The sequence below is a fragment of the Nocardia brasiliensis NBRC 14402 genome (genome assembly GCF_000308475.2).
Lineage (GTDB): Bacteria > Actinomycetota > Actinomycetes > Mycobacteriales > Mycobacteriaceae > Nocardia > Nocardia brasiliensis.
Genome location: NZ_BAFT02000004.1, coordinates 1 through 26,534, shown reverse-complemented (window position 1 = coordinate 26,534; position 26,534 = coordinate 1). Strand labels below are relative to the sequence as shown.

The 26,534-nt window shown below is 68.6% G+C and carries 21 protein-coding genes and 1 pseudogene; 18 read left to right on the top strand and 4 right to left on the bottom strand.

The genetic code is table 11. From position 1 onward, the window contains the following. The first annotated feature begins 318 nt into the window (after positions 1–318). Positions 319–1,131 carry a UbiA prenyltransferase family protein gene (locus TY25_RS00645; RefSeq protein WP_052382715.1) on the top strand — a complete coding sequence of 271 codons (813 nt, stop codon included), beginning with the start codon at positions 319–321 and terminating at the stop codon, positions 1,129–1,131. 18 nt (positions 1,132–1,149) lie between these two features. Here TY25_RS00645 and TY25_RS00640 read toward each other — a convergent pair whose 3' ends face one another. From TY25_RS00640 to TY25_RS00625, 4 genes are all read right to left on the bottom strand, one after another. After that, a complete protein-coding gene (locus TY25_RS00640; RefSeq protein ID WP_042253354.1) occupies positions 1,150–2,148 on the bottom strand; it encodes a polyprenyl synthetase family protein in 999 nt (332 codons plus the stop codon). Between the two features lie 98 nt (positions 2,149–2,246). Beyond that, a complete protein-coding gene (locus TY25_RS00635) occupies positions 2,247–3,860 on the bottom strand; it encodes an AMP-binding protein (protein ID WP_081868607.1) in 1,614 nt (537 codons plus the stop codon). Further along, entirely contained in the window at positions 3,860–4,807 is a 948-nt protein-coding gene (locus TY25_RS00630) for a UbiA family prenyltransferase (RefSeq protein WP_029895090.1), read from the bottom strand. The genes TY25_RS00635 and TY25_RS00630 overlap by 1 nt, the downstream gene beginning before the upstream one ends. A 29-nt stretch (positions 4,808–4,836) precedes the next feature. Then, the gene (locus tag TY25_RS00625; RefSeq protein ID WP_042253297.1) at positions 4,837–6,372 is read right to left on the bottom strand and encodes an AMP-binding protein; all 1,536 of its coding nucleotides are present in this window, start codon (positions 6,370–6,372) and stop codon (positions 4,837–4,839) included. Between the two features lie 479 nt (positions 6,373–6,851). On the opposite strand from TY25_RS00625, the gene TY25_RS00620 reads away from it, so the two are divergent. From TY25_RS00620 to TY25_RS43795, 17 genes and pseudogenes are all read left to right on the top strand, one after another. After that, the gene (locus TY25_RS00620) at positions 6,852–7,640 is read left to right on the top strand and encodes a 2,3-dihydro-2,3-dihydroxybenzoate dehydrogenase (protein WP_014987457.1); all 789 of its coding nucleotides are present in this window, start codon (positions 6,852–6,854) and stop codon (positions 7,638–7,640) included. Between the two features lie 31 nt (positions 7,641–7,671). Continuing rightward, entirely contained in the window at positions 7,672–8,349 is a 678-nt protein-coding gene (locus TY25_RS00615; protein ID WP_042253296.1) for an isochorismatase family protein, read from the top strand. After that, positions 8,349–10,268 carry an anthranilate synthase family protein gene (locus tag TY25_RS00610; RefSeq protein WP_042253295.1) on the top strand — a complete coding sequence of 640 codons (1,920 nt, stop codon included), beginning with the start codon at positions 8,349–8,351 and terminating at the stop codon, positions 10,266–10,268. The genes TY25_RS00615 and TY25_RS00610 overlap by 1 nt, the downstream gene beginning before the upstream one ends. Next, a complete protein-coding gene (locus TY25_RS00605) occupies positions 10,261–11,112 on the top strand; it encodes an SDR family NAD(P)-dependent oxidoreductase (protein WP_226887208.1) in 852 nt (283 codons plus the stop codon). Before TY25_RS00610 ends, TY25_RS00605 begins: the two co-directional genes overlap by 8 nt. A gap of 176 nt (positions 11,113–11,288) precedes the next feature. Next, entirely contained in the window at positions 11,289–12,152 is an 864-nt protein-coding gene (locus TY25_RS00600) for a DUF5995 family protein (RefSeq protein WP_052382713.1), read from the top strand. Positions 12,153–12,257: 105 nt separating this feature from the next. Further along, complete coding sequence (locus TY25_RS00595) at positions 12,258–13,187, top strand: SGNH/GDSL hydrolase family protein (RefSeq protein ID WP_042253293.1); 930 nt, start codon at positions 12,258–12,260, stop codon at positions 13,185–13,187. Further along, positions 13,187–14,251, top strand: a complete 1,065-nt coding sequence (locus TY25_RS00590) for a hydroxymethylglutaryl-coenzyme A reductase family protein (protein ID WP_081868595.1) — start codon at positions 13,187–13,189, stop codon at positions 14,249–14,251. The genes TY25_RS00595 and TY25_RS00590 overlap by 1 nt, the downstream gene beginning before the upstream one ends. Then, positions 14,248–15,426, top strand: coding sequence for a hydroxymethylglutaryl-CoA synthase (locus TY25_RS00585; protein WP_042253291.1), 1,179 nt, complete (start codon positions 14,248–14,250; stop codon positions 15,424–15,426). Before TY25_RS00590 ends, TY25_RS00585 begins: the two co-directional genes overlap by 4 nt. Before the next feature lie 41 nt (positions 15,427–15,467). After that, complete coding sequence (mvk, locus tag TY25_RS00580; RefSeq protein ID WP_081868594.1) at positions 15,468–16,508, top strand: mevalonate kinase; 1,041 nt, start codon at positions 15,468–15,470, stop codon at positions 16,506–16,508. After that, entirely contained in the window at positions 16,505–17,557 is a 1,053-nt protein-coding gene (gene mvaD, locus TY25_RS00575) for a diphosphomevalonate decarboxylase (protein WP_081868593.1), read from the top strand. The genes mvk and mvaD overlap by 4 nt, the downstream gene beginning before the upstream one ends. Continuing rightward, positions 17,544–18,695, top strand: coding sequence for a phosphomevalonate kinase (locus tag TY25_RS00570; protein ID WP_042253289.1), 1,152 nt, complete (start codon positions 17,544–17,546; stop codon positions 18,693–18,695). Before mvaD ends, TY25_RS00570 begins: the two co-directional genes overlap by 14 nt. Next, entirely contained in the window at positions 18,670–19,752 is a 1,083-nt protein-coding gene (fni, locus tag TY25_RS00565) for a type 2 isopentenyl-diphosphate Delta-isomerase (RefSeq protein ID WP_052382712.1), read from the top strand. Before TY25_RS00570 ends, fni begins: the two co-directional genes overlap by 26 nt. Before the next feature lie 714 nt (positions 19,753–20,466). Then, positions 20,467–21,588 carry a 3-deoxy-7-phosphoheptulonate synthase gene (locus tag TY25_RS00555; RefSeq protein WP_042253287.1) on the top strand — a complete coding sequence of 374 codons (1,122 nt, stop codon included), beginning with the start codon at positions 20,467–20,469 and terminating at the stop codon, positions 21,586–21,588. A 107-nt stretch (positions 21,589–21,695) separates the two neighbouring features. Next, positions 21,696–24,014: an ATP-binding protein gene (locus TY25_RS00550; protein WP_146154166.1), complete on the top strand. Its 2,319-nt coding sequence runs from the start codon at positions 21,696–21,698 to the stop codon at positions 24,012–24,014. A 78-nt stretch (positions 24,015–24,092) separates the two neighbouring features. Then, entirely contained in the window at positions 24,093–25,103 is a 1,011-nt protein-coding gene (gene fgd / locus TY25_RS00545) for a glucose-6-phosphate dehydrogenase (coenzyme-F420) (protein WP_042253285.1), read from the top strand. Between the two features lie 33 nt (positions 25,104–25,136). After that, positions 25,137–26,219, top strand: a complete 1,083-nt coding sequence (locus TY25_RS44595) for a nitroreductase/quinone reductase family protein (RefSeq protein WP_063602686.1) — start codon at positions 25,137–25,139, stop codon at positions 26,217–26,219. 91 nt (positions 26,220–26,310) lie between these two features. Beyond that, a pseudogene (locus tag TY25_RS43795) lies at positions 26,311–26,534 on the top strand (hypothetical protein); the annotation flags it as partial.

Below are 26,534 nucleotides of genomic sequence, written 5' to 3'. Positions count from 1 at the left end.
GACTGTCCCCACGTGAGCGCCCACCCTACGCGATCGCCGACATCCGCCGAGCCTGCCATGGCCCAGATGCTGCGAAAGTAGTATTCCGGAGACGCGGCATTGCTCCTTTCAATACACTGAATCCACCTTTTAGCGCTGAGAGGAGTACCGCATTCGGGGAATATCCGATATGTCGGCACCGGCATAGCGTAATGCGATATGAATATGGGTGCTGCGTCAATTCAATTCCCGGCCGATACTACGGCGGGAGCAGTATTAGTCCGGCTTTCGAAAGAATTTCTACAGGAATCTCGGATCTCGGTCCAGATCATCTTCCTGATGCGTTTCGGGACCGCGGCGGTGCTCGGCGCGTCGGTGCTCGGTGGCCAGGTGGTGCTGGCCGCGGTGGCCTGGGTGCTCGCGACGCTGGCCGCCTACGTGTTCAACGGCGTCATGGACGTCACCGAGGACCGGGCGAACGGCTCGACCCGGCCGATCAGCCGGGGATCGCTGCCGGTGCCGGTGGCCGCGGGCGGGGTGATCGCGGCGGGCGCCCTCGCGCTGGCCATCGGCGGCGTCGTCGACGCGGGCGGCTGGCTGCCGCTGTTGATCCTGGCCCATCTGGCGTGCGGCTACGCCTATTCCGGTGCGCCTTTCTACGGCAAGCGCCGCGGCAGCACCGCTGCCCTGCTCGTGCTCGGCATGGGCGTGCTGACCTACGCGGCGGGCTGGCAGGCCGCGGGTCAGCAGGGCGGTCTGCCGGTGCTGCTGCTCGGCACCGCGATGTCGCTGTGGATGGCCGGTGTCGGTGCGCTGGTCAAGGACCTGTCCGATGCCGAGGGTGACGCGGCGGGCGGGCGTCAGACCCCGGTCATCAAGTGGGGCGACGGCCGGGTCCGCCTGCTGGTGACCGTGAACGCCGCGCTCATCGCCGCCGGATACGGCGTCGCCGCCCTGCTTTTCGCGCCGATGCTGGCGCCGTCGGCGCTCGCCCTGGTCATCGGTGCGGTGGCGGTCGGCGTGCTCGCCGCGACGACCCGCCGCGCCACCTCCCGCACCGACCGCCGCCTCCCGTATCGCGCCTTCATGGTCACCCAGTACGCCGTGCACATCGCGGTATTGGCCACCCTCCTCATCGCCGGTGTGCACTAGGCCCTGCCTCGCGTCAGCTCACTTGTTCCGATAGGCGACGCCATGAGCCATGGAGATCAACTCCTCCTGCCAGCCCGGTTCCAGACCCACGTCGGCGAGCGCGGCACTGCCCCGCTCGACGAGCGCGCCGATGTGCTGCTCCACCGCGGCGGAAATCCCCGATTCGAGCAGCCGCTCGCGCAGTTGCGCCGAGGTCGTTCCCGGTGCGTCGATCAACGCCCTGACCTGTTCGTCCCGCTCGATGGCGAGCGAGAGCAGCAGGGTCATCTTGTGCCGTTCGAGATCCAGTTGGGCGGGCTTGCCGAGCGTGTCGGTGTCGCCGAACATGTCGAGCAGGTCGTCGCGCAGCTGGAACGCCTCGCCGACCGCGAGTCCGTAGGCCTCGAACGGCTGCGCCAGATCGGGGCGGCCGGCCAGGATCGCGCCGACCAGCAGCGGCCGGTGGATCGTGTAGTTACCCGATTTCAGCTGGGCGATGGTGCGCGAGAGCTGCGGGTTGCCCGCGAATCGAGCCGCCGCGACCACGTCGAGATGCTGACCGATCATCAGCTCGGCGCGCAGTTCACCCCAGGCGGCCGTGACCGCGGGCATCGCCTCGGCCATGAAGACATCGGCGTAGACGAGGGCCAGGTCTCCGGCCAGGATCGCCACACTCTCGCCGAACCGGCCCGATTCGCCCTGCCAGCCGTGCGCCCGATGCCGGGCCGCGTACTTCTCGTGCACCGAAGGGGCGCCGCGGCGGATCGCTGATTCGTCGAACACGTCGTCGTGGATCAGCGCACTCGCGTGCAGGAACTCCGTGGCTACCGCCGCGGAGATGATCGAATTACCGTCCGGATCACCACCCGCCGCGAGATATCCACTGATGCAGAACTCCGGCCTGATCCGTTTACCGCCGGCCCGCATCAGCTCGGCAATCGACTCGATCGTCGCGCCGGCCTCGCTGTCCAAGGCAAACCAGCGCTTGTGCTCTTTTTCCAGGAACTCGAGTGCCAGCTGTTCGGCACGCTTCATCATGTCGTTTCTGGTGTCTTGTACGGAGTAGATTCCGGTTGCCGCGCACATGGTCGCAGTACCACCTTTCGGAGATAGAGGAATGACATAGCCCGAGGTAGTTACGGAATTCCGGCCAATTGCGCGCGTACGATCTTTCCGGAGCCGTTGCGCGGAATCTCGGCGACGATGACGACATCGCGCGGAACCTTGTACCGAGCCAGCTGGGATTTGACGTAATCGCGGATTTCCTCCGGATCGAGTTCGGCGCCCGCGTGCGGCACCACGAACGCCCGCAGCCGCTGGCCGAAATCCGGATCGTCCACGCCGATGGCGGCGGCGTCGGCGATATCGGCGCGGTCGGCGAGCAGGTTCTCCACCTCGCCGGGGTAGACGTTCTCGCCGCCGGACACGATCATGTCGTCGCTGCGGCCGTCGAGGAACAGCAGGCCGGAGCGGTCGAAGTGCCCGATATCGCCGGTCGAGATCATCCCGCCGTGCCGGTCCTTGTCCCGGCCGTCGGTGTACCCGCCGAAGCTGAGGCCGTTGGCGACGAAAATGATGCCCGGGGTGTCGGGTTCGGTGATCTCCCGGTCGTTGCGGTCGAACAGCGCGACGCGCACGCCCACCGGCGGCCTGCCGACCGTGCCCGGCGCCCGCCGCAGCTCGGCCGGCGTGGCCACGGACACCGCGGCGACCTCGGTGGCCCCATAGTTGTTGTAGAGCACGTCGCCGAAGGCGGCGGCGGTGCGGGCGCTGAGCCCCGGCGAGATCGCCGACCCGCCGCTGGCGATGATGCGCAGCGACGAAACGTCGTACCGGGCCAGCACGTCGGGGCCGAGGTCGAGGATGCGGCCCAGCATGGTCGGTACCACGATCAGGGTGTCGGCCCGGTGCTTCGCCACGCTCGCGAGGGTGGCCTCGGCGTCGAATTTGCCGCGGCCGAACACCACGGTCTTGCCCAGTGCCATGGCGAGGGTGAACTGCCCGAGGCCGGTGGCGTGGAACAGCGGCGCGGCGATCACCATGGTGCCGCCCCGGCTGAGCGGTACCCGGTCGAGCAGCTGTGCCGACTGCAGCGGCGAAATGCGCTTGCGCACCGCGCCTTTCGGCGTGCCGGTGGTGCCGCTGGTGAGCAGCACCAAGCCGCCGGGCTCGGCGGGCAGCGGCGGTGGAGTGGTCGAGTTGGCGGTGATCAGATCATCGATCAGCGCCGGACCGTCCGCGCTGCGCGGCCCGTCGTTCCAGGTCTCGAACAGCCGCACCGAGCCGGACAACGCGGTGGTGGGGGCGCTGAACTCGGCGTCGTGGAACAGCACGGTGACGCCTTCGCGCTCGGCGACGTCGCGCAATTGCGGTCCCGCGAAGCCGGTGTTCATGATGACCAGCCGGACGCCCAGTTTGCCGGTCGCGATCATGGTCGCGACCATGCCGCGATGGTCGCGGGCCAGCACGCCGGCCACGTCGCCGGGGCCGATGCCCGCGGCGGCCAGGCCGCGGGCCAGCGCGTTCGACTGCCGTTCCAGCTCGCCGAAGCTGATGCTGCCGCGGGCGTCGATCACGGCGGCGCGATCGGGCTCGTAGCGCGCCATGTAGCTGATCATGGCGGGGAACGGCCCGCAGTGCGCGGCGATCTTGGCCGAGCGCACGTCGGCGGACAGATGGCGGGGATGGATGAAACCACGCTTGCCGAGCACGGCCAGCGATCGGAGCACCTGCGCGGTGCGCTGCAGCATCATGACAGCACCAGGGCCGCGGCGAGGCCGAGACCGACCGCGTCGGTGCTGCGGAACCCGAGGATGACGGCGCGCTGCACCTGATCCTGGATCAGGCCGGCCCGGATCTGCATGGCGCGCAACACGATCGCGGGCAGCACGCACACGACCAGCCACGGGTTCAGCGAGCCGATGACGAACGGCGCCACCAGCAGGGCGAGGCTGAGCACGGACAGCACGGCGATCAGGCCGCGGTAGATCGTCGGCGAGATGACGGCCGCGAGGGTGCGCCGCCCCGAGGCCGCATCCCCTTCGCGGTCACCGAAATTCGCGTACGAGACCACCAGCAGCATGCACACGCCGATCAGCAGGCCGATCAGCACGGCGTCGGTGGACCAGTGCCGGGCGATGATCCAGTACGGGCCGAGCACCTCCGCGGTGTTGACCAGGAAGATCACGAACTCCAGGCCGGTGGGGCGGTAGCTGAACTTGAACAGCCACGAGTACTGCACGGCGACCGCGATCACCACGAAGTACCCGATCAGGAACGGGATCGGCACATCCCCGTCGAGCGGAATGAGCAGCGCCAGACCGGTGCCGAACGCGATCAGCCCGGTGACGATGCCGAAGGTGATCGCTTCGCGTTCCGACAGCATGCCCGACAGCAGCGGCTTGTTGGACTTGGGCAGGTGCCCGCCGGTGGCGTAGTTCTTGGCGTCGCTGCCGTCCCGGAAGCCGACGACGTCGTCGGCGGCGCAGGTGGCGACCTTCATCGCGATCATGCCGACCAGGATCAGGCCGAGCGCGGCGGCCATGCCGGGCTTGCTGATCGACTCGTGGGCGAGCAGCAGCACGGCGAGCAGCCAGGCGTAGAAGTGGTGGTAGACCCGGAGCTTCCCCAGGCGAAAATAGGCACCGGCCTTCTCGCCGAAGGAGATTCCGGTGGACTGAATAGTCTCAGTGGTCATGTCGAGTCCTGTGGAGTGAGGGCCGATTGTCAGCTGTGCTGCGCGATCAGCTGCGACAGCGCGGGGCGCTGGATCTTGCCGGTGGCGGTGCGCGGGAAGTCGCTGAAGTCGACGACGACCGGGTCGGCCATCAGCGGCAGATCCGCGACCGCCGCGCGCCACGCGGCCGCGTCGAAGGGCCGGTCGCGCAGTGCGATTACCGGCACGACGCCGTTATCTTGTTCCAGCACAATGGCTTCCAGTAGCCACGGCATGCGGGCGAGCAGCACGTCCTCCATCGCGATGGCGCTGGGGAGCCGCTTCATCCGTTCGACCTGGCGATCGATCAGGATCAGCTTGCCGAAGCGGGTCCGCTTGCCGTAATCGCCGGTGTCCCACCAGCCGTCGGCACTGGTGTTGGCCTCGGCCGCCTCGCGCCGGTTGATGTAGGTCTGGAACTGGCCCGCGGAGGTGACCTGGATCCGGCCCGCGGTGCCGTTGGGCACCCGCTTGCCGTCGGGGCCGACGATCCGGGCCTTCGAGTAACCCGGCGCGGTCCAGCCGGCCGAATGTCCCTCCGGCAGCCGGCTCACCTTGGCGCGGTGCTTGCGGCCGGTGAAACCCTTGAGGTGCACCTTGGCCGCGATGCCGCCGAGTTCGGACTGGCCGTACGCCTCGAAGAAGGTCGCGAGCCGGTACTTCGAGCCGGCGAGCAGCCGCCGCACGGTGCCGGGATGGATGACGTCGAAGGTGCTCACGTAGTGCCGGACCGAGGCCAGAGTTCCGTTGTCGGCCAGGTACTCCCACTGCATGAGGGTGTTCGGATGCGCCTCCAGGTAGATCGGCTGGTAGCGCCGGATGAACGGGGCCACCGCCTCGCCCGCGTGATCGGACAGGATGACCAGCGGCACGTTGCGGCGCAGTGCGCAGAGCAGACCGGTCACGGTGCGGTAGTGCACCGGGGACACCGCGACGGCGGCGTAGCCGCGCAGCCGGCCGATGATCGCGGGCACCTCCTGGGCGTAGCCCTGGTGGTCGGTGCCGCGGCGGGTGTACTGCACCAGCTTCGGCACACCGGTGGTGCCCGAGGTGTGCGTGACGATGTAGGGGGCGGTGCCCGGCATCGACACGGCGGTGGTGCGGCGCGGCGCGGTGTCGGGCAGCCGGGCGGCCAGCTCGGCCCAGTCATCGATCTGCCGGAGCGCCTCGAGCTGTTCGACCTTGGCCCGGCGGTCGCCGGTGGTGACGATGCGTTCGATCGTCACGGGCGCCAGCATGCGGCCGAGGGTCTCGACGTCGAGCGCCGGGCTGAGCAGGACCGGCACGCCGCCCACGGCGGTCAGCGCCGCGATGACGATCATGATGTCCAGCGGCGCGTCCAGCCATACCGCGCAGTAGTCGCCGGGCTTGATGCCGGTGCTCTCGAACAGCGTCGCCGCACGGCTGGCCGCGTCGGCGACATCGGTCAGTGCCACCTGATTGTCGACCACCGGCACGGCGACCGAGGAATGGTCGCTGATCCAGGGCCGGGCATCCGGGGCGATCTCGATCAACTGATCGTAGATGAGATTGTGGTTTCGAGTCATAGCGTCACTCAATGTTTCGTGTCGGCCGGTGTTCCCGGAATAAACCGGTAGCTCCGGAACGAGCAGGGCTGAGGTTTACACCCGGACAGGATCGGGACGGTGTGAAACCGTGGGCCCGTTTGTTTCCAGAGGGGGTTGCATCGCATGAATCAGCGGGATCAATACACTGCGCTGGGTACTCCCGACTGCACTACAGGGGAGAGTATATGGTTCGCTTTCCGGCACCGGCAACGATCCGGCGCTGACAAGTTCGCGGCGAATATTGACAACACCCTGCCAGTCCGCCCTGTTGGCAACACCCTGCTATACCGGGGTCCGGTCCGCGAGGGATAAATTTACCATCGACTCGGCTGCGCGCCGGGTTTATCAATCGGCCTGCCTGCAGTCATGCGCAGCAGACTTTGAATTGACCTTCGAAGATATGCGGCGAGTCCGCAGGGTCTTTGTTCAGGATTCATGACGTAAGTGTGGTGAATATAATGATCGGACCGCAGCAGGCCTCGGATTCCGGGGCACAGCGGATCGCATTGGTGACCGGCGCCGCGGGTGGCATCGGTCATCGCATCGTGTACCGGCTCGCCGCTCAGGGCATGGTCGTCGTCGCGGTCGACCGGGCCGCGGACGCATCGAAGGAGCTGCGTGCCATGCCCGGTCAGGTGACGATCGTCCAGGGTGACGTGACCGACCCGGTCGATGTCGAACGCATCGTCGGCGACGTCGAGCGGGATATCGGCCCGCTGGACTATCTGGTGAACGCGGCGGGCATCATGCGGTTCGGCGAGATCGTCGAACTGTCCGAGGACGACTGGGAAGAAACCTTCTCGGTCAACACGACCGGTGTTTTCCGGGTGACCAAGGCGGTGCTCACCCGCATGATCTCCCGGCGCCGCGGCGCGGTGGTCACGGTGTCCTCCAATGCCGCGCGGACGCCGCGCGCGTCCATGTCCGCCTATTCGGCGTCCAAGGCGGCGGCGACCATGCTCGCCAAATGCGCCGCGCTGGAGGTCGCGAAATACGGAATACGGTGCAACGTCGTGTCGCCCGGATCCACCAGGACCGAAATGCTGCAGGCGACGTGGGAGGGCGAGGATCGCACCGAGGCCACCATCGCCGGCGTGCCGGAGAAATTCCGCCTCGGTATTCCGCTCGGCCGCATAGCCGATCCCGACGACATCGTCGACGCCGTGGAATTCTTGCTGTCCGACCGCGCCCGGCACATCACGATGCAGGAACTCACCGTGGACGGTGGCGCGACACTCGGTAGCTGAGTGCGCAGAACTTCGATCGATCAGAGGAGTCATGATGTTCGGTGGAATACCCGACGTCATTTCGTATGAAATGCCGGTGCCGGACGAGATGCCGGAGAATATTGTCGACTGGAAAATCGAACCCCGTCGATCGGTGCTGTTGATCCACGATATGCAGAACTACTTTCTGCGCCCGCTGCGCGCCGGTGGCTCGCCCTACACCGAGTTGGTCACCAACCTCACGCTGCTGCGCGAGGCCTGCGTGCGGGCCGGCGTGGCCGTCGTCTACACCGCGCAGCCCGGCGGGATGACCCCGACCGAGCGCGGGCTGCTGCGTGATGTCTGGGGTCCGGGCATGACCACGGACGAGACCGATCGCGCGGTCGTGGCCGAATTGACCCCGGGCCCAGCCGATCTGGTGTCCACGAAGTGGCGCTACAGCGCGTTCCACGGGTCGGGGCTGCTCGACCGGTTCCGGGCGATGGGCCGTGACCAGCTGATCATCAGCGGGGTGTACGCGCACGTGGGGGTGTTGGTCACCGCGTGCGAGTCCTACTCGAACGATATCGAGACCTTCCTCGCCGCCGATGCCGTCGCCGATTTCACGCGCGAGGACCATCGGATGACGCTCGACTACGCGGCGGCCCGCTGCGCCATGGTGCAGACCACCGCGGACCTGGTCGCCGCCGTACAGTCCGGCACGGACGTCGGCTCCCGGGTGGGTGTGTGATGGCCCGCGTGCCCGCCGGGCGCGCGCTGCTCGATCGGCTGCTCGCCGATCCGCAGCAGCCGTTCGCGATGGTGCAGCGCTCGGGCGCCGAGGCGCCGGGCACCGTGGACATCATGCTCGGCGACTTCGCCGAACTGGCCGGCTTGGACGAGGTGCGGCTGGCCGACGAGGAGTCGGGCCTGCTCGTCCTGGTGCCCTACCGGCAGATCGCCGAGCGTGGTTTCCCCTGCAACGACGATCGCACGCCATTGCTCGCGATGTCGGTGCGCGAGCACGAGCTCACCGATCGCGAAACGGTGCTCGCGGCGATCGGCCCGGACCGGCTGGGCCCGGACTCGATCGATGCGGCGGGCTTCCGGTTCGACGTCTCCGACGAGGAGTACCGCCGCATCGTGCAGTCCGTCATCACCGACGAGATCGGCACCGGTGAGGGCTCCAACTTCGTGATCAGCCGATCGCTGATCGGGTCGTTCGGGCCGGATCATCTGGACGTCTCGCTCGGGCTGTTCCGCAGGCTGCTGAGCGGCGAACGCGGTGCGTACTGGACCTATCTGGTGCACACCGGCACGCAGACCTTCGTCGGCGCCAGCCCGGAAGCGCACGCGCACTTCGACAACCGGACCGTGTCGATGAACCCGATCAGCGGCACCTACCGGTATCCGCCGGAGGGGCCGACCGAGTCGGGCCTGCTGCATTTCCTCGCCGATCAGAAAGAGAACGACGAGCTGTTCATGGTCGTCGACGAGGAACTCAAGATGATGTCGGCGCTGTGCCCGGCGGGCGGGACGGTGACCGGACCGTATCTCAAAGAGATGGCGCATCTGGCGCACACCGAGTACCTGTTGCGCGGCCGCACCGAACTGGGCGTCGCCGAGGTGCTGCGCGAGACGATGTTCGCGCCGACCGTGGTCGGCTCGCCGCTGGAAAGCGCCACGCACGTCATCGCGCGGTACGAATCGGTCGGGCGCGGCTATTACAGCGGCGCCATCGCCTACATCGACCGCGGGGCGAGCGGCGCGGTCCGGCTCGATTCGGCCATCCTGATCCGCACCGCCGTCGTGGACGCCGTGGGGCGGGCCAGGATCACCGTGGGCTCGACGCTGGTGCGCGACTCCGATCCGGTCGGCGAGATGCACGAAACCTATGCCAAGGCAGCGGCTTTGATCAGCGGATCGGTCACGGCGCGCTGGCCGCGGCTGTCCGCCCTGCCCGCGATCGCGGCCGCGTTGCAGAGTCGCAACTCGATCGCCTCGCAGTTCTGGTTCGCCGAGGCGGACAGCAGGCGCATCGGCGCGGCGCCGCAGGCCCGCGGCTCGGTGTTGCTGATCGACGCGGCCGACAACTTCACCACGATGCTCGCCAGCATGCTGCGCTCGCTCGGCTTCGAGCTGACGATCGTGAGCTGGGACGCCGAGGTGGAACTCGCCGACTACGACCTGGTCGTGCTCGGTCCCGGCCCCGGCGATCCCGGTGCGCTGCACGATCCCCGGGTGCTGGCGATGCGGCGCCGGATCAAGCAGCTCACGGCGGCCGATCAGCCGTTCGCCGCGGTCTGCCTGAGCCACCAGATCCTGTGCTCGGCACTGGGTCTGGAGATCACCAGGCTGGACAAGCCGAATCAGGGTGTGAGCCGGGTGATTTCGCTGTTCGGCACGCCGGTGCGGGCCGGTTTCTACAACACCTTCGTCGCCCGCAGCGCGGTCGACGCCTTCGACTCCGCGCTCGGCCGGGTCGAGGTGAGCCGTGATCCGGCGACCGGTGAGGTGTACGCCCTGCAGGGCGAGCGCTTCGCCTCGGTGCAATTCCACGCGGAATCGGTGCTGTCGCAAGATGGTCCGGCGGTGCTCGCCGCCATCGCGAGCAGGCTGATCGCCCGGCCCGCCGTGCTCGCCGGGGACCGGGTGAGTGCCCGTGGCTAGGCGGCTCGTGCGCCGGGCGCTCGGCCGGGTCGCCGACTTCGTCAACCGGCCGGTGCCCGTCCGTCGCGCGAAGGTCGAGGAGCCGGTCTCCGGCAAACGGATCCTGATCACCGGCGCGTCCGCCGGCATCGGCCGGGCCGCGGCGGTGGCAGCCGCCGCGGCCGGGGCCGAGGTCGTGCTGGTGGCGCGCCGGGAGCCGGAACTCGCGCAGTTGTCCGACGAGATCCGGTCCGCGGGCGGCAAAGCCGTCTATCGAACGTGCGATCTCACCGACGGCGACGAGGTCGACGCGCTGCTCGACTGGGTGCGCACCTCGGTGGGCCGGGTGGACGTGCTGGTGAACAACGCCGGCCGGTCCATCCGGCGTCCGATCACGGAATCGTTCGATCGCATGCACGATTTCCGGCGCACCATGGGCATCAACTATTTCGGCCCGGTCCAGCTCAGCCTAGGCTTGCTGCCCGGCATGCTGGAATCGGGCCGCGGTCAGATCGTGAACGTCGGCACCTGGACGGTGCCCACCGGCACCTCGCCCCGTTTCGCGGCCTACCAGAGTTCCAAAACCGCGCTGACCGCGTTCGGCCGCTGCGTGGACGCCGAGTTGTCCGGCCGCGGGGTCGCGGTGACCTCCGTCCACTATCCGCTGGTGCACACCGCGATGAGCGCACCCACGCCCGAGTATCAGCAGCTGCCCGGGCTGACGCCGCAGGAAGCGGCGGAGTGGATTCTGACCGCGATCCGGCACCGGCCGGTGCAGGTGATCCCGCGCTATGTACCGGTGCTGTGGGCACTGCGGTTGTCCGGCCCGCGCACGGTGGGCCGGCTGCTGCTGCGCTGGGGGTGACCCGGCACGAATCGCCTGGTCCGCGCGCCGGTGACAAGTAGCTGCCATGGAATTGCGACCGCCGACCCGATTAGTCTTTGTGTATACACCGGCAAATATCGACCGGTAAATCCCGTGGATTATTCAGAAAGGGCATCATCGTGATGCTACGCAATGGGCGACTCATGGTCGCAACAATGGCTTGCGCGGCAGCGCTCTGGCCCGGATTCGCCGGCCCCGCCGCCGCCGAATCCCCGGTCTCGGCCGCCGCCTGCGGCACGCCGCTGAATGCCGCTGAAATCGCCACGATCACCGAGCTCTCGGACATGGACACGATCCGTGGCGCCGACGGCCTGCAGCGGCTCGTCGAGGTCGGCGAGCGCAACGCGCAGATCGCGGAAATCCTTGTCGCACATGGTGATCGGCGTGGTCTCTTCGCGCTCATGAACGACACCGCGGACCGCGCGACGGTGCTGCCGATGATCCGTTCCGGCGCCGGGCTGACCGATCCGCAGCGCGACGCGCAATTCTTCTTCGAGGGCTACGAAACCTGGTTACGCGCCGTGCACGCCGAATTCACCGGCGCGCCGATCGCCTGGCAGTGGGCACCCTATTTCGGCTTGGCCGGTAATTGCGCGGAGTCCGGCGCCTATGTGGCGATGGTCGGTTACAACGCGCATATGAGCGTCGATATCCCGTACGCGCTGGCCTCGACCGGTATCGGCCCGGACAACTCGGCCGATTACTTCAAATTGATGGACGCCATCGCCGTCAACAATCCCACCCTGGTCAGCCGGACCAAGCAGGCGTACAACGCCGACGTCGGCCCGCTGTGGCGGTTCTACTTCTTCGGTGAGGGCCTGGATCGGATCACCGGCGAGGGCGTGGGCTCGACCATGCTGCTGCGCAGCGCGCTCGCCAGCGTGAACGCCACCAACCTGGCCAACGGCGTCGGCCTGGCCAACCCGGCGACCCGCGATTTCACCAACGCCGGAATCACCACCATGTGGGGAGCCATCGACGGTGTGCTCGCCACGCTCACGAACGTGAACGGGCTCTAGCACGCCAGGGCGCGAGCGCCCCGCTGTCTGCCAGCGGCCTCCCCGAAATGGTTCGGGGCGCCGACTCCGAAACGGACTGAACGTCCCCGAAGAGAGATTCGAACCGTGAAGACTTCCACCCCCATCCGACTCCTTGCCGCCGCCTCGCTGTGCGCCGCGTCCGCCCTGCTGGGCACCGCCGCGCCGGCCGCCGCCGACGAGAGCGCCGACGGAAAATCCTTCGTGGCGATCGGCGATTCCTACACCACCAACGGCAACATCATCTACTCGCTCGGCTTCGGCTACGGCGGCGACAAGTCCTGCCAGCGGTCGGACACCTCGTGGCCCAAGCAGCTGGCCGCGCAGATGAACATCGGCGCCGACGATCTGGAAGACGTTTCGTGCCTCGGCGCGTCCCTGGCCACCCCGCCGCACTACACCGCGACCTACATGGCCAAGCAGGCCGCCTCGGCCGGCGCGTTCGGCGCGAAGACCCGCCTCGTCACGATCCAGCTGGGCCAGAACGACATCTGGAACAGCTCGAACCGGCAGCGCGCGCTCGACGCCGAGGTCACCTGCCTGCCGAACTTCATCCAGGGTTGCGGGCCCGACGCGGGCCTGGACGGGCGGGCGCCCGACTCCCGCGGCGTGAACGCCGATCAGTACGTGGCCTGGATCAAGCCGGTCGTGGACTACGTGCGTTACTACGCGCCGAACGCGCAGATCGTCTTCGTCGGCTACCCGACGATCGGCGAGCGCGGCAACCCGCAGTGGTGCTGGGAGTCCCCGGTGGGCCGGATGTCGCAGCCGCGCGCCGGTGCGATGACCGAATTCCTGGACAAGGTCGACGACGCGCAGCGCGCCGCCGCGGCCACGCTGGACGTCGGCTTCTTCGACACCAGGGCGGCCACCGCGGGCCACGGCAGCTGCGCCGCGGATTCGTGGATCAACGGGTACTTCAACCCGACCGGTGAGTTCCTCGGGATCCCGTTCCACCCGACCAAGCACGGTGACACGGTCACGGCGACCGGCATCAAGGAACAGTTCGGATTGTGATGACTGAGGACACTTTTTCGGCAGCTACGGTGCCGATGCAATGGGTAGGGCCGCTCAAGATCTCCGGCAACGTCGCCGAGGGTCTGGTCGAGGTGCCGCTGGCCACCTACGAATCGCCCCTGTGGCCTTCGGTGGGACGCGGCGCCAAGATCTCCACCCTGTGCGAGCGTGGCATCGTGGCCACGCTGGTGGACGAGCGGATGACCAGGTCGGTGTTGCTGGAGGCCGATGACGCGGGCACCGCACTGGCCGCGGCCCGCCAGCTCACCGCCGAACTGCCGCAGCTGCGCCGGATCGTCAGCGAATGCAGCCGCTTCGCCGATCTGATCGACCTGCACCACCAGATCGTCGGCAACCTGCTGTTCCTGCGGTTCGAGTTCACCACCGGCGACGCGTCCGGGCACAACATGGTGACCCTGGCGGCCGACACCCTGCTCGGGCACATCGTGAACACCGTGCCCGGTGTGCGCTACGGGTCGGTGTCGGGCAACTTCTGCACCGACAAGAAGGCCTCCGCGGTCAACGGGATCCTCGGCCGCGGCAAGAACGTCGTCGCCGAGATCCTGATCCCGCGCGAGATCGTGGCGCAGCGGCTGCACACCACCGCCGCGCAGGTGGCCGATCTCAACGTGCGCAAGAACCTGATCGGCACCACGATCGCGGGCGGAATCCGCACGGCGAACGCGCATTACGCGAACATGCTGCTCGGCGTGTACCTGGCCACCGGGCAGGACGCGGCGAACATCGTCGAGGGCTCGCAGGGGATCACCCACGTCGAGGATCGCGACGGGGATCTCTATTTCTCCTGCGCGCTACCGAATCTCATCGTCGGCACCGTCGGCAACGGCAAGGGGCTGAACTTCGTCGAGGCGAATCTGGCCCGCATGGGGTGCCGCGAGAGCCGGGAAGTCGGCGGTAACGCACGGCGGCTCGCCGTGCTCACCGCTGCCGCCGTGCTCTGCGGAGAACTGTCTCTGCTTGCGGCGCAGACAAATCCGGGCGAGTTGATGCGGACGCACATCCGCTTTGAGCGCTCGGCATCAGGAGAAGGAACAGGCCAATGACCGTGCCTATCGGAATCCACGACATCGCCCTGGCGACCGGCCACTACGCGATGGATCTGGCCGAGCTGGCCAGGCACAACGGCGTAGATGTCAACAAGTACTACATCGGCCTCGGGCAGACCTCCCAGACCGTGCCCGCCACCGACGAGGACATCGTCACCATGGCCGCGGCCGCGGCCAAGCAGATCGTCGCCAAGCACGGTGTCGAGGGCATCCGGACGATCCTGTTCGCCACCGAGACCGGGATCGACCAGTCGAAGGCCGCGGCGGTATACGTGCAGGACCTGATCGGACTGCCCGCCGCGACCCGCGCCGTCGAGCTCAAGCAGGCCTGCTACGGCGGCACCTCCGCGCTGCAGCTCGCGGCGGGCATCGTCGCCCGCGATCCGGAACAGCGGGTGCTGGTGATCGCCAGCGATATCGCCAAGTACGACGTCGACTCCGGTGGCGAGGGCACCCAGGGCGCGGCCGCGGTCGCGATGCTGGTCGCGGCGCACCCGGACCTCGCGGTCCTCGACGAGACCGTCGGGCTCTACACCGCGAACGTCCAGGACTTCTGGCGTCCCAACTATCGGTCCACCCCGCTCGTCGACGGCAAGCTGTCGGTCGGTGCGTACCTGGAGGCCGTGGAGCAGGCGTGGAAGGACTACGAGGCCAGGGGTGGACGCGGCGTCATTGAGTTCGCCGGCTTCTGCTACCACCAGCCGTTCACCAAGATGGCCTACAAGGCGCACACCCGGCTGCTCGAGCTCAAGGGCATCGAGGCCAGTACGGCGCGCCTGTACGCCGACTTGGCGCCGACCACGATCTACAACCGGGCGATCGGCAACAGCTACACCGCGTCGCTGTTCGTCGGGCTGGTCTCGCTGCTCGACCACTCCGAGGATCTCGACGGCAAGTCGGTGGCACTGTTCAGCTACGGGTCGGGCTGCGTCGCCGAGTTGTTCTCGGTCACAATGGTTCCCGGGTACCGCAAACATCTGCGGACCGCGGAGAACCGGGCGGCGATCGCACGTCGTGAGCCGATCTCGTACGAAAAGTATCGTGCCCTGCGCAATGTCGCGCTGCCGGAGGACGGTACGGAGCTGGTGCTCGACGAGACGAGCAGCAATCCGTTCCGGCTGACGGCGATCGCGGGACATTCGAGAATCTACGGGGCGGCGCGCGCGCAGTGACGCGGGTGCGGACCGATCCACACCGAGAGTGAAATGCGCTGATGGAGAACGGAATGTGGCCCCCTCGTAGTGTGCTGGCGGCGCGCGGGCACGCGGTGCCCGAGCGCGCCGACGGCGAGGTCGGCACCGGGCGCGCAAGCGCCAAGCTGATCTTGTTCGGTGAGCACGTCGTGCTGTACGGCAAGCCCGCGATCTCGCTGCCGGTGCCGTCGCTGCCGGTCACCGCCCGAGCCCGCCGCAGGCCCGGCCCGGTCGTGATCGAATCCTCGACGCTCGACTCCGGCCGCCGCGAACTTTCCGCGGCCTCCCAGCTGGACGCCTCGGCGGTGCCGCGGCTGGCCGTCTCGGCGGTCTGCGAGTACCTCGATCGCCCGGACGACGGGCTGTTCGTCACGGTCGACAGCGGTATCCCGGCGGGGCGCGGTTTCGGCTCCAGCGCCGCGAGTTCGGCCGCCATCATCGAGGCGGTGGCCCGGCTGTGGGGCCGGGAACTGGACGGCGACACCATGTTCGCCCTGATCCAGCAGTCGGAATCGTTCGCGCACGGTAAGGCGAGCGGCGTGGACGCGCGCACCGTGATCAGCCGGGGCGGCCCGATGTGGTTCCAGGAGGGCGCGGTCGCGCCGCTTCCGGTGGCCGCGGGCGCGGCCCAGCCGGTCCTGGTGGTCGCCGACACCGGCGTGAACGGCAGCACCCGGCAGGCGGTTTCGACCGTGCACCGCAATCTCGTGACGCTCGGTGCGACCGGTACCGACCTGCTGGAGCGGGCCGGCGCGATGACGACCGCCGCCGCCGCGGATCTGGCCGCGGGCCGGTTCGCCGACGTGGGCGCGAAAATGACCGCGACGCACTTCATCCTCGACCGGCTCGGCGTGAGCTGCCCCGAGATCGAGACACTGGTCGGTGCCGCACTGGAGGCGGGTGCGTTGGGCGCCAAGCTCTCCGGCGGCGGACTGGGCGGCTGTGTCATCGCACTGGCCGCCGACGCGGCCGCCGCGGCGCAGTTGCACGCCGTCCTGCTCGCCGCGGGCGCGGATCGTTGCCACACCGTGGCCTTGGACGCGAGCGAGGTGCGGTCGTGAGCACGCCGGAGACGGTGGCCGCGCGCGTGGGCACCGAAGGCGTCACCGCGACGGCCTATCCGAACATCGCGTTGATCAAGTACTGGGGCAAACGCGATGAGGCGCTTCATCTTCCGGTCACCAGCAGCCTGTCGCTGACCCTCGGCGTCTTCGCGACCGTCACCACGGTGACCCTCGCCGAGGACCTCCCGGCCGACAGCGTCACCGTTGCCGACGGCCCCGCGGCGCAGGCCTTCGCCGCCAAGGTCGTCGGATTCCTCGATCTGGTAAGGGATTCGGCGGGCGATCACCGCCGCGCGCGGGTGCACACCGTCAACATGGGGCCGACCGGGGCGGGCCTTGCCTCCTCGGCCTCCGGCTTCGCGGCACTCGCGGTGGCGGCGGCCGGCGCCTACGGTCTCGATCTCGACCAGCGCGCGCTGTCCCGGCTGGCCCGGCGCGGCTCCGGCAGCGCCTCGCGTTCCATCTACGGCGGCTTCGCCCAGTGGCATCGCGGCGAAGGCGTTGGTGCGGAAGGGGATTCGAGCAGCTACGCGGACCCGGTCGCGGCGCCGCTGCTCGATCCCGCGCTGGTCGTCGCACTGGTCGACGCCGGCGAGAAATCCATCACCAGCCGGGCGGCGATGCGGCGCACCGTCGACACGTCGCCGTTCTATCAACCGTGGGTGCAGTCCAGCGAGCAGGACCTGCGCGATATGCACACCGCCATCGCGGCGGGGGACCTGGCGGCGGTCGGCGAGATCGCCGAACGCAACGCCCTCGGCATGCACGCCACGATGCTCGGCGCCCGCCCGGCCGTGCGCTACTTCGCCCCCGGGTCGATGCGGGTGCTGGACCGGGTGCTCGCCTTGCGCGCCGCAGGCGTCGCGGCGTACGCCACGATGGACGCGGGCCCCAACGTCAAGGTGCTGTGCGATCGGCGCGACAGCGCCGCGGTGGCCGCGGCCCTGGCCGAGACCGATCCGGCGATGCGGGTCATCGTGGCCACCCCGGGACCGGGCGCGGCGATCGGCGCGCCGGCCGAATCGGGTGCCCATGATCACCGTTGAGGTGCCGGGCAAGCTGTACATCGCCGGCGAGTACGCGGTACTGGAACCGGGTGGCGCGGCCGTGCTCGTCGCGGTGGACCGCTACCTGACCGTCGCGGTCGGCCCGGCCCCGGCGCAGGCGCCGTCGCGCCGGACGGTCACCACCGCGCGCACCGGGCCCGGCCCGGTCGAATTGCTCCCCCGCACCGCGACAACCGTTGCCGCGGTGGCCGATCCGGCCGACGCCGCGGCGTTGCGGCACGTGCTCACCGCGGTGGAACTGGTCGAGCGGCTCGCGGCCGAACGCGGCGACGAGTTGCTCGGCTTCCACCTCGAGATCCGCTCGGCGCTGGACGACGCGGCGACCGGCCGCAAGTTCGGGCTCGGCTCCTCGGGCGCGGTGACGGTCGGCGTGGTGCGCGCCCTCGCGCAGGCCTACCGGTTCGACCTGGACGACGACGCGCTGCTGCGGCTGGCTCTGCTCACCGCCTTCGCGGTGGATCCGCGGTGCTCGGGTGGCGACGTCGCGGCCTCGCTGCTCGGCGGCTGGGTCGCCTATCGGGCCCCGGATCGGGCCCGGGTGGCCGCGCAGTTCGCCCAGCCCGATACCAAGCTCACCGACCTGCTCTGGCAGCCGTGGCCGGAGCTGTCCGCGCGCCGGGTGCCCGCGCCCCGCGCGCTATGTCTCGAAGTGGGCTGGTCGGGGCAACCCGCGGTCTCCAGCGGGCTGGTCGAGCTGCTGCGCAACGGCATCGCGGGCGACTCCGCGGCGTACAGCCGGTTCGTGGTGGCCAGCAATTCCTGTGTCGCCACGCTTGTCGCGGCGCTGGAGTCCGGTGACGATGCGTCGGTGGGCACGGCCGTGGCCACCGCGGGGGCGCTGTTGCGCGCGGTGAGCGCGCTGGCCGGCGTGGCGATCGAGACCCCGGCGCTGGCCGCGCTGCGCGGCACGGCCGACGCACTCGGCGCGGTCGCGAAGAGTTCCGGCGCGGGCGGCGGCGACTGCGGTATCGCGCTGGTCGCGTCGGCCGACGTGCCGCAGCTGCGGCAGCAGTGGCGGGCGGCCGGTATCACGCCGCTCGAACTGCTTGTGCATCAACCGTTTTCAGCGAAAGGCAACTCCAGTGACGACAGTGTCGCAGATCTACGGCAGCCGTAAAGACGACCATGTCCGCCTCGCGGTGGAGCAGCATCACCTGCGCAGCGCCGGGCTCGAGCTGAACCAGTTCGACGAGGTGCGTTTCGTGCACCACGCGCTGGCGGGCAGCGCCGAGTCGGCGGTGTCGCTCGGCACCGAGGTCGCCGGAATCGCTTGGGACGTACCGCTGTACATCAACGCGATGACCGGCGGCAGCGCGGGCACGGGGGAGATCAACCGCGGCCTCGCCATCGCGGCCAGGCAGACCGGGGTGCCGATCGCCTCCGGCTCGATGAGCGCCTATCTCGCCGAGCCCGCCGTGGCGCCGACCTACCGGGTGCTGCGCGAGGAGAACCCGGACGGGTTCGTCATCGCCAACGTCAACGCCAACGCGACGCCCGAAATGGCCCAGCGCGCAGTCGATCTGATCGCGGCGAACGCGCTGCAGATCCACATCAACACGATCCAGGAGATCGTGATGCCGGAGGGCGATCGGGATTTCTCCGCGTGGCCCGAGCACATCGCGCGGATCGTGGGCGCACTGGACGTGCCGGTGATCGTCAAGGAGGTCGGGTTCGGGATGAGCGCGGCGGCGGTGGCGCGCGCGGCCGACCTCGGCGTCTCGATCGTGGACGTATCCGGGCGCGGCGGCACGAATTTCGCCACCATCGAGAACGCCCGGCGCCCGCACGAGGACTTCGCGTACCTGGGGGACTGGGGACAGTCCGCGCCCGCCTGCCTGATCGACGCCGCCGACGTGGCGCGGCAGCGGGAGCTGAGCCTGCTGGCCTCGGGCGGCGTGCGGCACCCGCTCGACGTGGTGCGGGCGCTCGCGCTCGGCGCGCGGGCGGTCGGTGTGTCGGGCTATTTCCTGTCGGTGCTGCAGAGCGCCGGTGTCGACGCGCTGGTCTCGACCATCGGCGACTGGATCACCCAGATCCGGCAGCTGATGGTGGTGCTCGGCGCGCAGACGGTGCCGGACCTGGCACAGACGGATCTGCTGCTGAGCGGCAATCTGGCCGAGTTCAGCCGGCTGCGCGGCATCGATCCGGGCGGCTACGCCCGGCGTGCGCGCTGACGATGGCGCGACGATAGGCGCGCGATCGTGCGCCGATGGCGCGACGTGTCACGCTATTCGTGCGGCACAGTTGTGCCCGTAACCGACTTCGAGTTCTCCAGCACCGGACCGCAGCGCGAACGACCTTCTCGCTGCGGTCTCGTGCGTTCCGGTGCGCGGGCCCGCGGAAGAATTGTTTCCACGCAATTCCCGCACTATCGACCGGCAATAGTGAAAAGAAAGTATCCAGATAAATCGGCTGCCGCCGTGACGGGCATCACACTTGACCGTCTCTTTGTGGGGTGTCACGCTATTGGGGCGGCACAGTTGTGTCCGTATCCGAATTCAGCACACCCCGCGCAGAATGATGCGCGAGATTTTTCCCGCTGTTGTTCGCGCGTTCGGTGCGCATTCTCTACACCGAGAATTCAGGTTATCCGACGCCCATAGGAACTATGGGCGTCGTCGCCGCATGTCGGCTGGGGACCAGGGTCGATCGCCAGCAGCTGCCGCGACACGCGGGCTCCGGCCCGAGGATTTCCACCTTCGCAAAGGAGAAGACATGCGCAGCACATTGATCGCGGGCCCGGCTCGACTCAGGCCCCAACGACGATGTGGTGCGGTTGTTCTGCGAGTTCGACGCCGCCGAGAAATGCACCTCACGGGCACCCGGCGGCGGCAGCTGTTCCATGACCGGGGCCTGACTTTTCACCTGCAGGCCGAAAGGTTACTGGAATGAATACTGATATCGCGATCGCCACCACGCGTGCCGACCTGGAGGATCGGCGCACCCTGAGTGTCAGCCCGCTGCTCTCGCCCGCCGAGGTGCGCCACGCGCACCCGATCGACGAGACGCTGGCCGCCATGGTGCACGCGGGTCGCTGGGCCACCGTCGATGTGCTCACCGGGGCCGACGATCGGCTGATGGTGATCGTCGGGCCGTGCTCGGTGCACGATCCCGAGGCTGCGCTGGACTACGCGCGCAGGCTGGCGGTCAAAGCGGCCGAGCTCGACGATCGGCTGCACGTGGTGATGCGGGTGTACTTCGAGAAGCCGCGCACCGCCCTGGGCTGGAAGGGCCTGATCAACGATCCGCATCTGGACGGATCTTTCGATATCGACACCGGCCTGCGCCTCGGCAGGCGCCTACTGGTCGACATCACCGCACTCGGACTGCCGGTGGCGTGCGAGTTCCTGGATCCGATCACCCCGCAGTACATCGCGGATCTGGTCTCCTACGGCGCCATCGGCGCGCGCACGGCAGCCAGCCAGGTGCACCGCCAGCTCGCCAGTTCGCTGTCCATGCCGGTCGGGATCAAGAACGGGACCGACGGTGATGTGCAGGTGGCGGTGGACGGGGTGCGGGCCGCGGCGGCGAGCCACGTCTTTCCCGGTATCGACCTGGCCGGCCATTGCGCGCTGATCCAGACCACCGGCAACACCGACTGCCATGTGATTCTGCGCGGTGGCACAACCGGTCCGAACTACGACGCCGCCTCGGTGGCCGAGGCCTGCCTGCGACTGGAAAAGGCGGGGCTGCCGCAGCGGCTCGTGGTCGACGCCAGCCACGGCAACAGCAACAAGGACCACAACAAGCAGGTCGACGTGGTGGGCGAGATCGCCGGACGGATCGCCGCGGGCGAGCGCAGCGTGGTCGGTGTGATGCTGGAGAGCTTCCTCGTCGGCGGCCGCCAGGATCTCACCCTCGGCGAGGCGGGCGCGCTCGCCTACGGGCAGTCCATCACCGACGCCTGCCTGGGCTGGCACGCCACCGCCGCGCAACTCGATCGGCTCGCCGCCGCGGTCGCCACCCGGCGCAGGCGCGCGCGGTCGATCGGTACCCGCCTGCCGGCGTAGCCGGAATCCCGCGCAGATCAACAGCTTTGGGCCCATGGCGCTGCCGTCGCGCAGCACGGGTCGCACGGCGCCATGGGCCATGGTTGGCCACCAGTGAGGAGGACAACGTGCCGAGTAGTACCAATCTGCAGTGGCCGGCCGCAGGGCTGGGCCTGATCACCGACGACGACGCGGATATCGACAGCTTCCGGTTGCCCGGTCTCGTCGGCCGCGACAAGGAAGTCAACGAAATCCGTTGCCTGATGAACGATCCCCGGGTCCGGCTGCTCACCCTGACCGGACCGGCCGGGGTGGGCAAGAGCCGGGTGGCCCAGGAGGCGCTCGCGCTCAGCGAGTTCCGCACCGCGACCGCCACCACCGTGGATCTCGCGGAGGCGAGCAATCGGCGCGAGGTCTGGCGAGAGGTGTACGCCGCGTTCGGATTCGGGTCCGGCGACAACGAGAGTGCCGATGCCGAACCGACGTTGGCGGCGCTCGAGGCCGATCTCGGTCCGGACCGGACCATTCTGCTGCTGGACAACTGCGATCTGGTCTCGGGCTCGATCGCCCGCGATGTCTCCCGGCTGCTGCAGCGCTGCCCGAATCTGCTTGTCGTAGCGACCAGTCGGGTGGTGCTCAACCTGCAGCGCGAGTACGTCGTCTCCGTGCGCCCGTTGCGTACCCGGTCGGAGTCCGGGCCCTACCGGCCCGCGTCCTCGGCCGCCGCGCAACTGCTGCTGGCCAGTATCGACAGCCGCTACCGGAGCTCGGCGGCGAATCGGCTGGTGCTGGACGAGATCGCGCACGAGCTGGACGGGGTACCGCTGGCGTTGGAGCTGGCCGCGATCACCATCAACCGGATCGGGTCGGCGCAGACGCTGAAGCTGATCCGCTCCGGCGAGGGACTCACCCCGCTGCCGTTCGTGGACATCCCGCTGCGGCATCGGTCGCTGCACGACGCGGTCGCCTGGGGCATCGATCGGCTCGACGAGAGCACCGTCGATGTGCTGCTGCATCTTTCGCTGTGCGAGTCGGCCGTGGATCCGGACACCGTCTCGCTGATGGTCGATCTGGAGGAGACGTTCATCGGCGGCACCTTGAGCACGCTGATCGGGCACAGCCTGTTGCAGCGCACGGTGACCGATGCCGGCCATCCCAGCTACGAACTGATCGCCACGGTGCGTGCCTACTGCCACCGGCTGTTGCGGACCGACCGGGCGCGCGGCGACCGGATCCGGCGCAACCACGCCGATCGCCTGTGCGAGTTGGCTTTCCGGCTCGCCGACGAGTTGGGCAGGCCGGATCGGCGGGCCGCGGCGCTGCAGCTCGCCGAACAGCGGGTGCGCGATTTCCGCGCCACGGTCGCCCGCCTGATCGAGCTGGGCCGGGCCGAACGCGCCGTCGAGGTCGCCGCACTGCTCGAGGATGTCTGGGTGCACGCCGGGTGCCTGCCCGAGCTGGAACGGACATTGCTCCGATTCCTCGACAATCCGGCGGCGACGGACCCGGCGGTGCCACGCGCCATGGAACTGCTCGGTGACTGGGCGCTGCGGTCCGGCCGATCCGCTCGCGCGGTGGACCTGTTCACCCGCGCGGCGGCGGCCTATCACCGCGCCGACGACGGCGCGGGAGCCTACCGGGCGACGGTGCGACTCGGCTCCGCCCACCTCGTGGCCGGTCAACCTGCGCGGGCCCGGGAGCAGCTGATGCGCGCGCTGCGCAAGGCGAACAAGGGCGGTGACCGTGAGCTGGCCGAGATCTATCTGGAAGTGCTCGCGCTCCCGGACCCGATCGGTCAACGGGACGAGGACTGGGCGACGATTCAGCATCGCGTTCAGCGGCTCGCCGGCGACGCCGAGCGGCTGCGCATGCTGAACGCGCTGGCCCACACCCAACTCGGCGCCGACACCGCGCACCGCGCACTCGAGCTGTTCCGGACCGCCCTGCGGATTCCGCGCAGCGGACAGCACGTGCTCGAGACGCTCGTCGCGGTGGAAGGCTGCGCAACCGCCTACCGCATGGCCGACGCCGAATTCAGCGAATCGGCCGCAGTGCTGTTCGGCGCGGTGCATCACCTGCGCAACGCCTATGCGATTCCGCTGCCGGACGATATCGGCAGCGAGAACGCGCGGGCCGCGCATCTCATTCGACCGGAAACCGCCGGAAATCTGCGCGATATCGTCGATCGGGCGCTGTCCGGTCCGGCGATTCCCGCCGGTTCCGGCTCCCCGCTGGCCAGCTTGACGAAAAGGCAGCGGGAAATTGCGTTGCTGGTCGCCGACGGTATGACGAACCGAATGATCGCCAGCCAGCTCGGCATTGCCGAATGGACGGTGATCAACCATCTCCGGCTGGTGATGTCCAAGCTGGAGTGCCCATCCAGGCTGCATGTCGCCTTGGTGGTGAAAGGCGAACAAGATCCCCACGCAATGGCAGGTCATTCCTGACAGGGGCTTGTTATTTTTCCAGTCCGGAGTCGGCGATAGGCTCTGGTCAATCCGCAAAACGCAATCGAGGGAATAATCGTGACGGAACTTCGACTCGGATACAAGGCATCGGCGGAACAATTCGCTCCGCGTGAACTTGTCGAGCTCACGGTGTCGGCCGAGGAAAACGGTTTCGACAGCGCCATGATCAGCGATCACTTTCAGCCGTGGCGATTCAACGGCGGGCACGCGCCTTTCTCGCTGGCGTGGCTGGCCGCGGTCGGTGAGCGCACCCGCCGTATTCAGATCGGCACCTCGGTGTTGACGCCGACCTTCCGCTACAACCCGGCCGTGATCGCACAGGCTTTCGCGACCATGGCCTGCCTCTACCCCGGACGGGTGATGCTGGGCGTCGGATCCGGCGAGGCGCTGAACGAGATCGCCACCGGGTTCATCGGCGAATGGCCCGAATTCAAGGAGCGGTACGCGCGGCTGCGGGAATCCGTCGAGCTGATGCGGGCGCTGTGGACCGGCGACCGGGTCGACTTCGACGGCGAGTACTACAAGACCGTCGGCGCGTCCATCTATGACGTTCCCGCCGAAGGGGTTCCGGTGTACATCGCCGCGGGCGGGCCGCTGGTGGCCCGGTACGCGGGCCGGGTCGGTGACGGTTTCATCTGCACTTCCGGCAAGGGCATGGACCTCTACACCGAGAAGCTGATGCCCGCGGTCACCGAGGGCGCCGAGAAGGCGGGCCGCACCGTGGCCGACGTCGACACCATGATCGAAATCAAACTCTCCTACGAGACGGATTACGACCTGGCCCTGCAGAACACACGGTTCTGGGCGCCGCTGTCGCTCACCCCGGAGCAGAAGCACAGCATCTCCGATCCGATCGAGATGGAGGCCGCGGCCGACGCACTGCCGATCGAGCAGATCGCCAAGCGCTGGATCGTCGGCACCGACCCCGACGAAGTGGTCTCCCGCATCGAGCCCTACATCGATGCAGGCATGCGGCACTTGGTCTTCCACGCCCCCGGGCACGACCAGTCCCGTTTTCTCGAGCTGTTCGCCAGGGACCTCGCGCCCCGGCTGCGCAAGCTCGGCTAGCTCCTCGACCACCCAGACCCGACAGGATTGACAATGCAGAAACTCACGGTGGAGCGCGTCATCGCGGCTCCGATCGAGACGGTCTTCAACTGGTTCGCCGATACCGAGAACTACTCGGCCTCCCAGGCCGTGTTGCAGAACAAGCTGATTCAGCCGGCCGCCGACGTGCCCTACGGTGTCGGCGCGGTCCGCAAGGTCACCTGGTTCTTCGGCCGGTACACCGAGCGCATCACCACCTACGACGCCCCGCACAAGATCGGCTGGGTGATCGAGCGCGGTTTCCCGGCCATCCGGCACCAGGGGGCCGAGCTGAACTTCAGCGAGGTGGCGGGCGGCACCCGGGTCGTGCTGACCACCACGGCCGAGGCCGCGATCCCGTTCGGCGCCGACTTCGCCACGCGCACTTTCGGATTCCCGGTGCTCGCGGCCGGCTACCGCAGCGTGCTGAAGACCGCCGAGGTGGCGATCACCTCGCCGCGTAAGGCCCAGCAGCGCACCCGGCAGGGCTGGCTGGCCAAGCCGCGCAACTACGTCTTCGACCAGGTGCTGAAGCTGATCCGCAACATCCACCACCTGATGCTGAAGGTCAGCGGCGGCAAGTGGGGCAACAAGCAATTCGGCATGGCCGCCATCGAATTGCATGTGCTGGGCCGCAAGTCGAAGGCGCGGCGCACCGCCGTGCTGTGGGTGCCGGTCATGGAACCGGGCCGGGTGGTGCTGGTCGCGTCCAAGGAAGGCGACGACCGCGATCCCGAGTGGTACAAGAACCTGGTCGCCACTCCCGAGGTGGAGTTGACCATCGACGGTGTCACCACACCGTGGCTGGCGCACACCGCCGATCGCGCGGAGAAAGCCGAGCTGTGGCCGCGGATCGTCAAGGCGTACCACGGATTCGCGGTCTACCAGACCCGCACCGACCGCGATATTCCGGTCGTCGTGTGCGTCCCGCGGGAGAACGTGGGTTCCGCGGCGGACCAGGCGTTCGCGGCGGGCCGGGCGAAGGCCGCGAGCAAGGCGAACGAGGCCGCCGCGTCGAACGGTGCGGCCGGTGCCACCAAGACGTCCGGCACCACCAAGGCGGCCGGCGCGGCCAAACCCGCCGCCGCCCGTAAGTAATTCGAAAACGGGGGATCGAAAAGCCTTACCCGGCACTCGGTCCCGTCCATGTATCTGATCGCCATATGTATCCGATTGAGGTGTTGACGTGATGAAATCCCTTCTGCCAATTCGTGTAGCTCTGGCGGTTCTCGGCAGCGCGGCCATCGTGACCGCTACTGCGGCCTGCGGCAGCGACTCCGATTCGTCGACCACGACGCCGAGCACCTCGGCCGTCGTCCCGGCCCCGGTCGCCAGCTCCTCGCAGGCGCCCGCGCCCGCTCCGGAACCTGCGCCCGCCCGGCCCCGGCGCCCGCTCCCGAGCCCGCCCCTCGC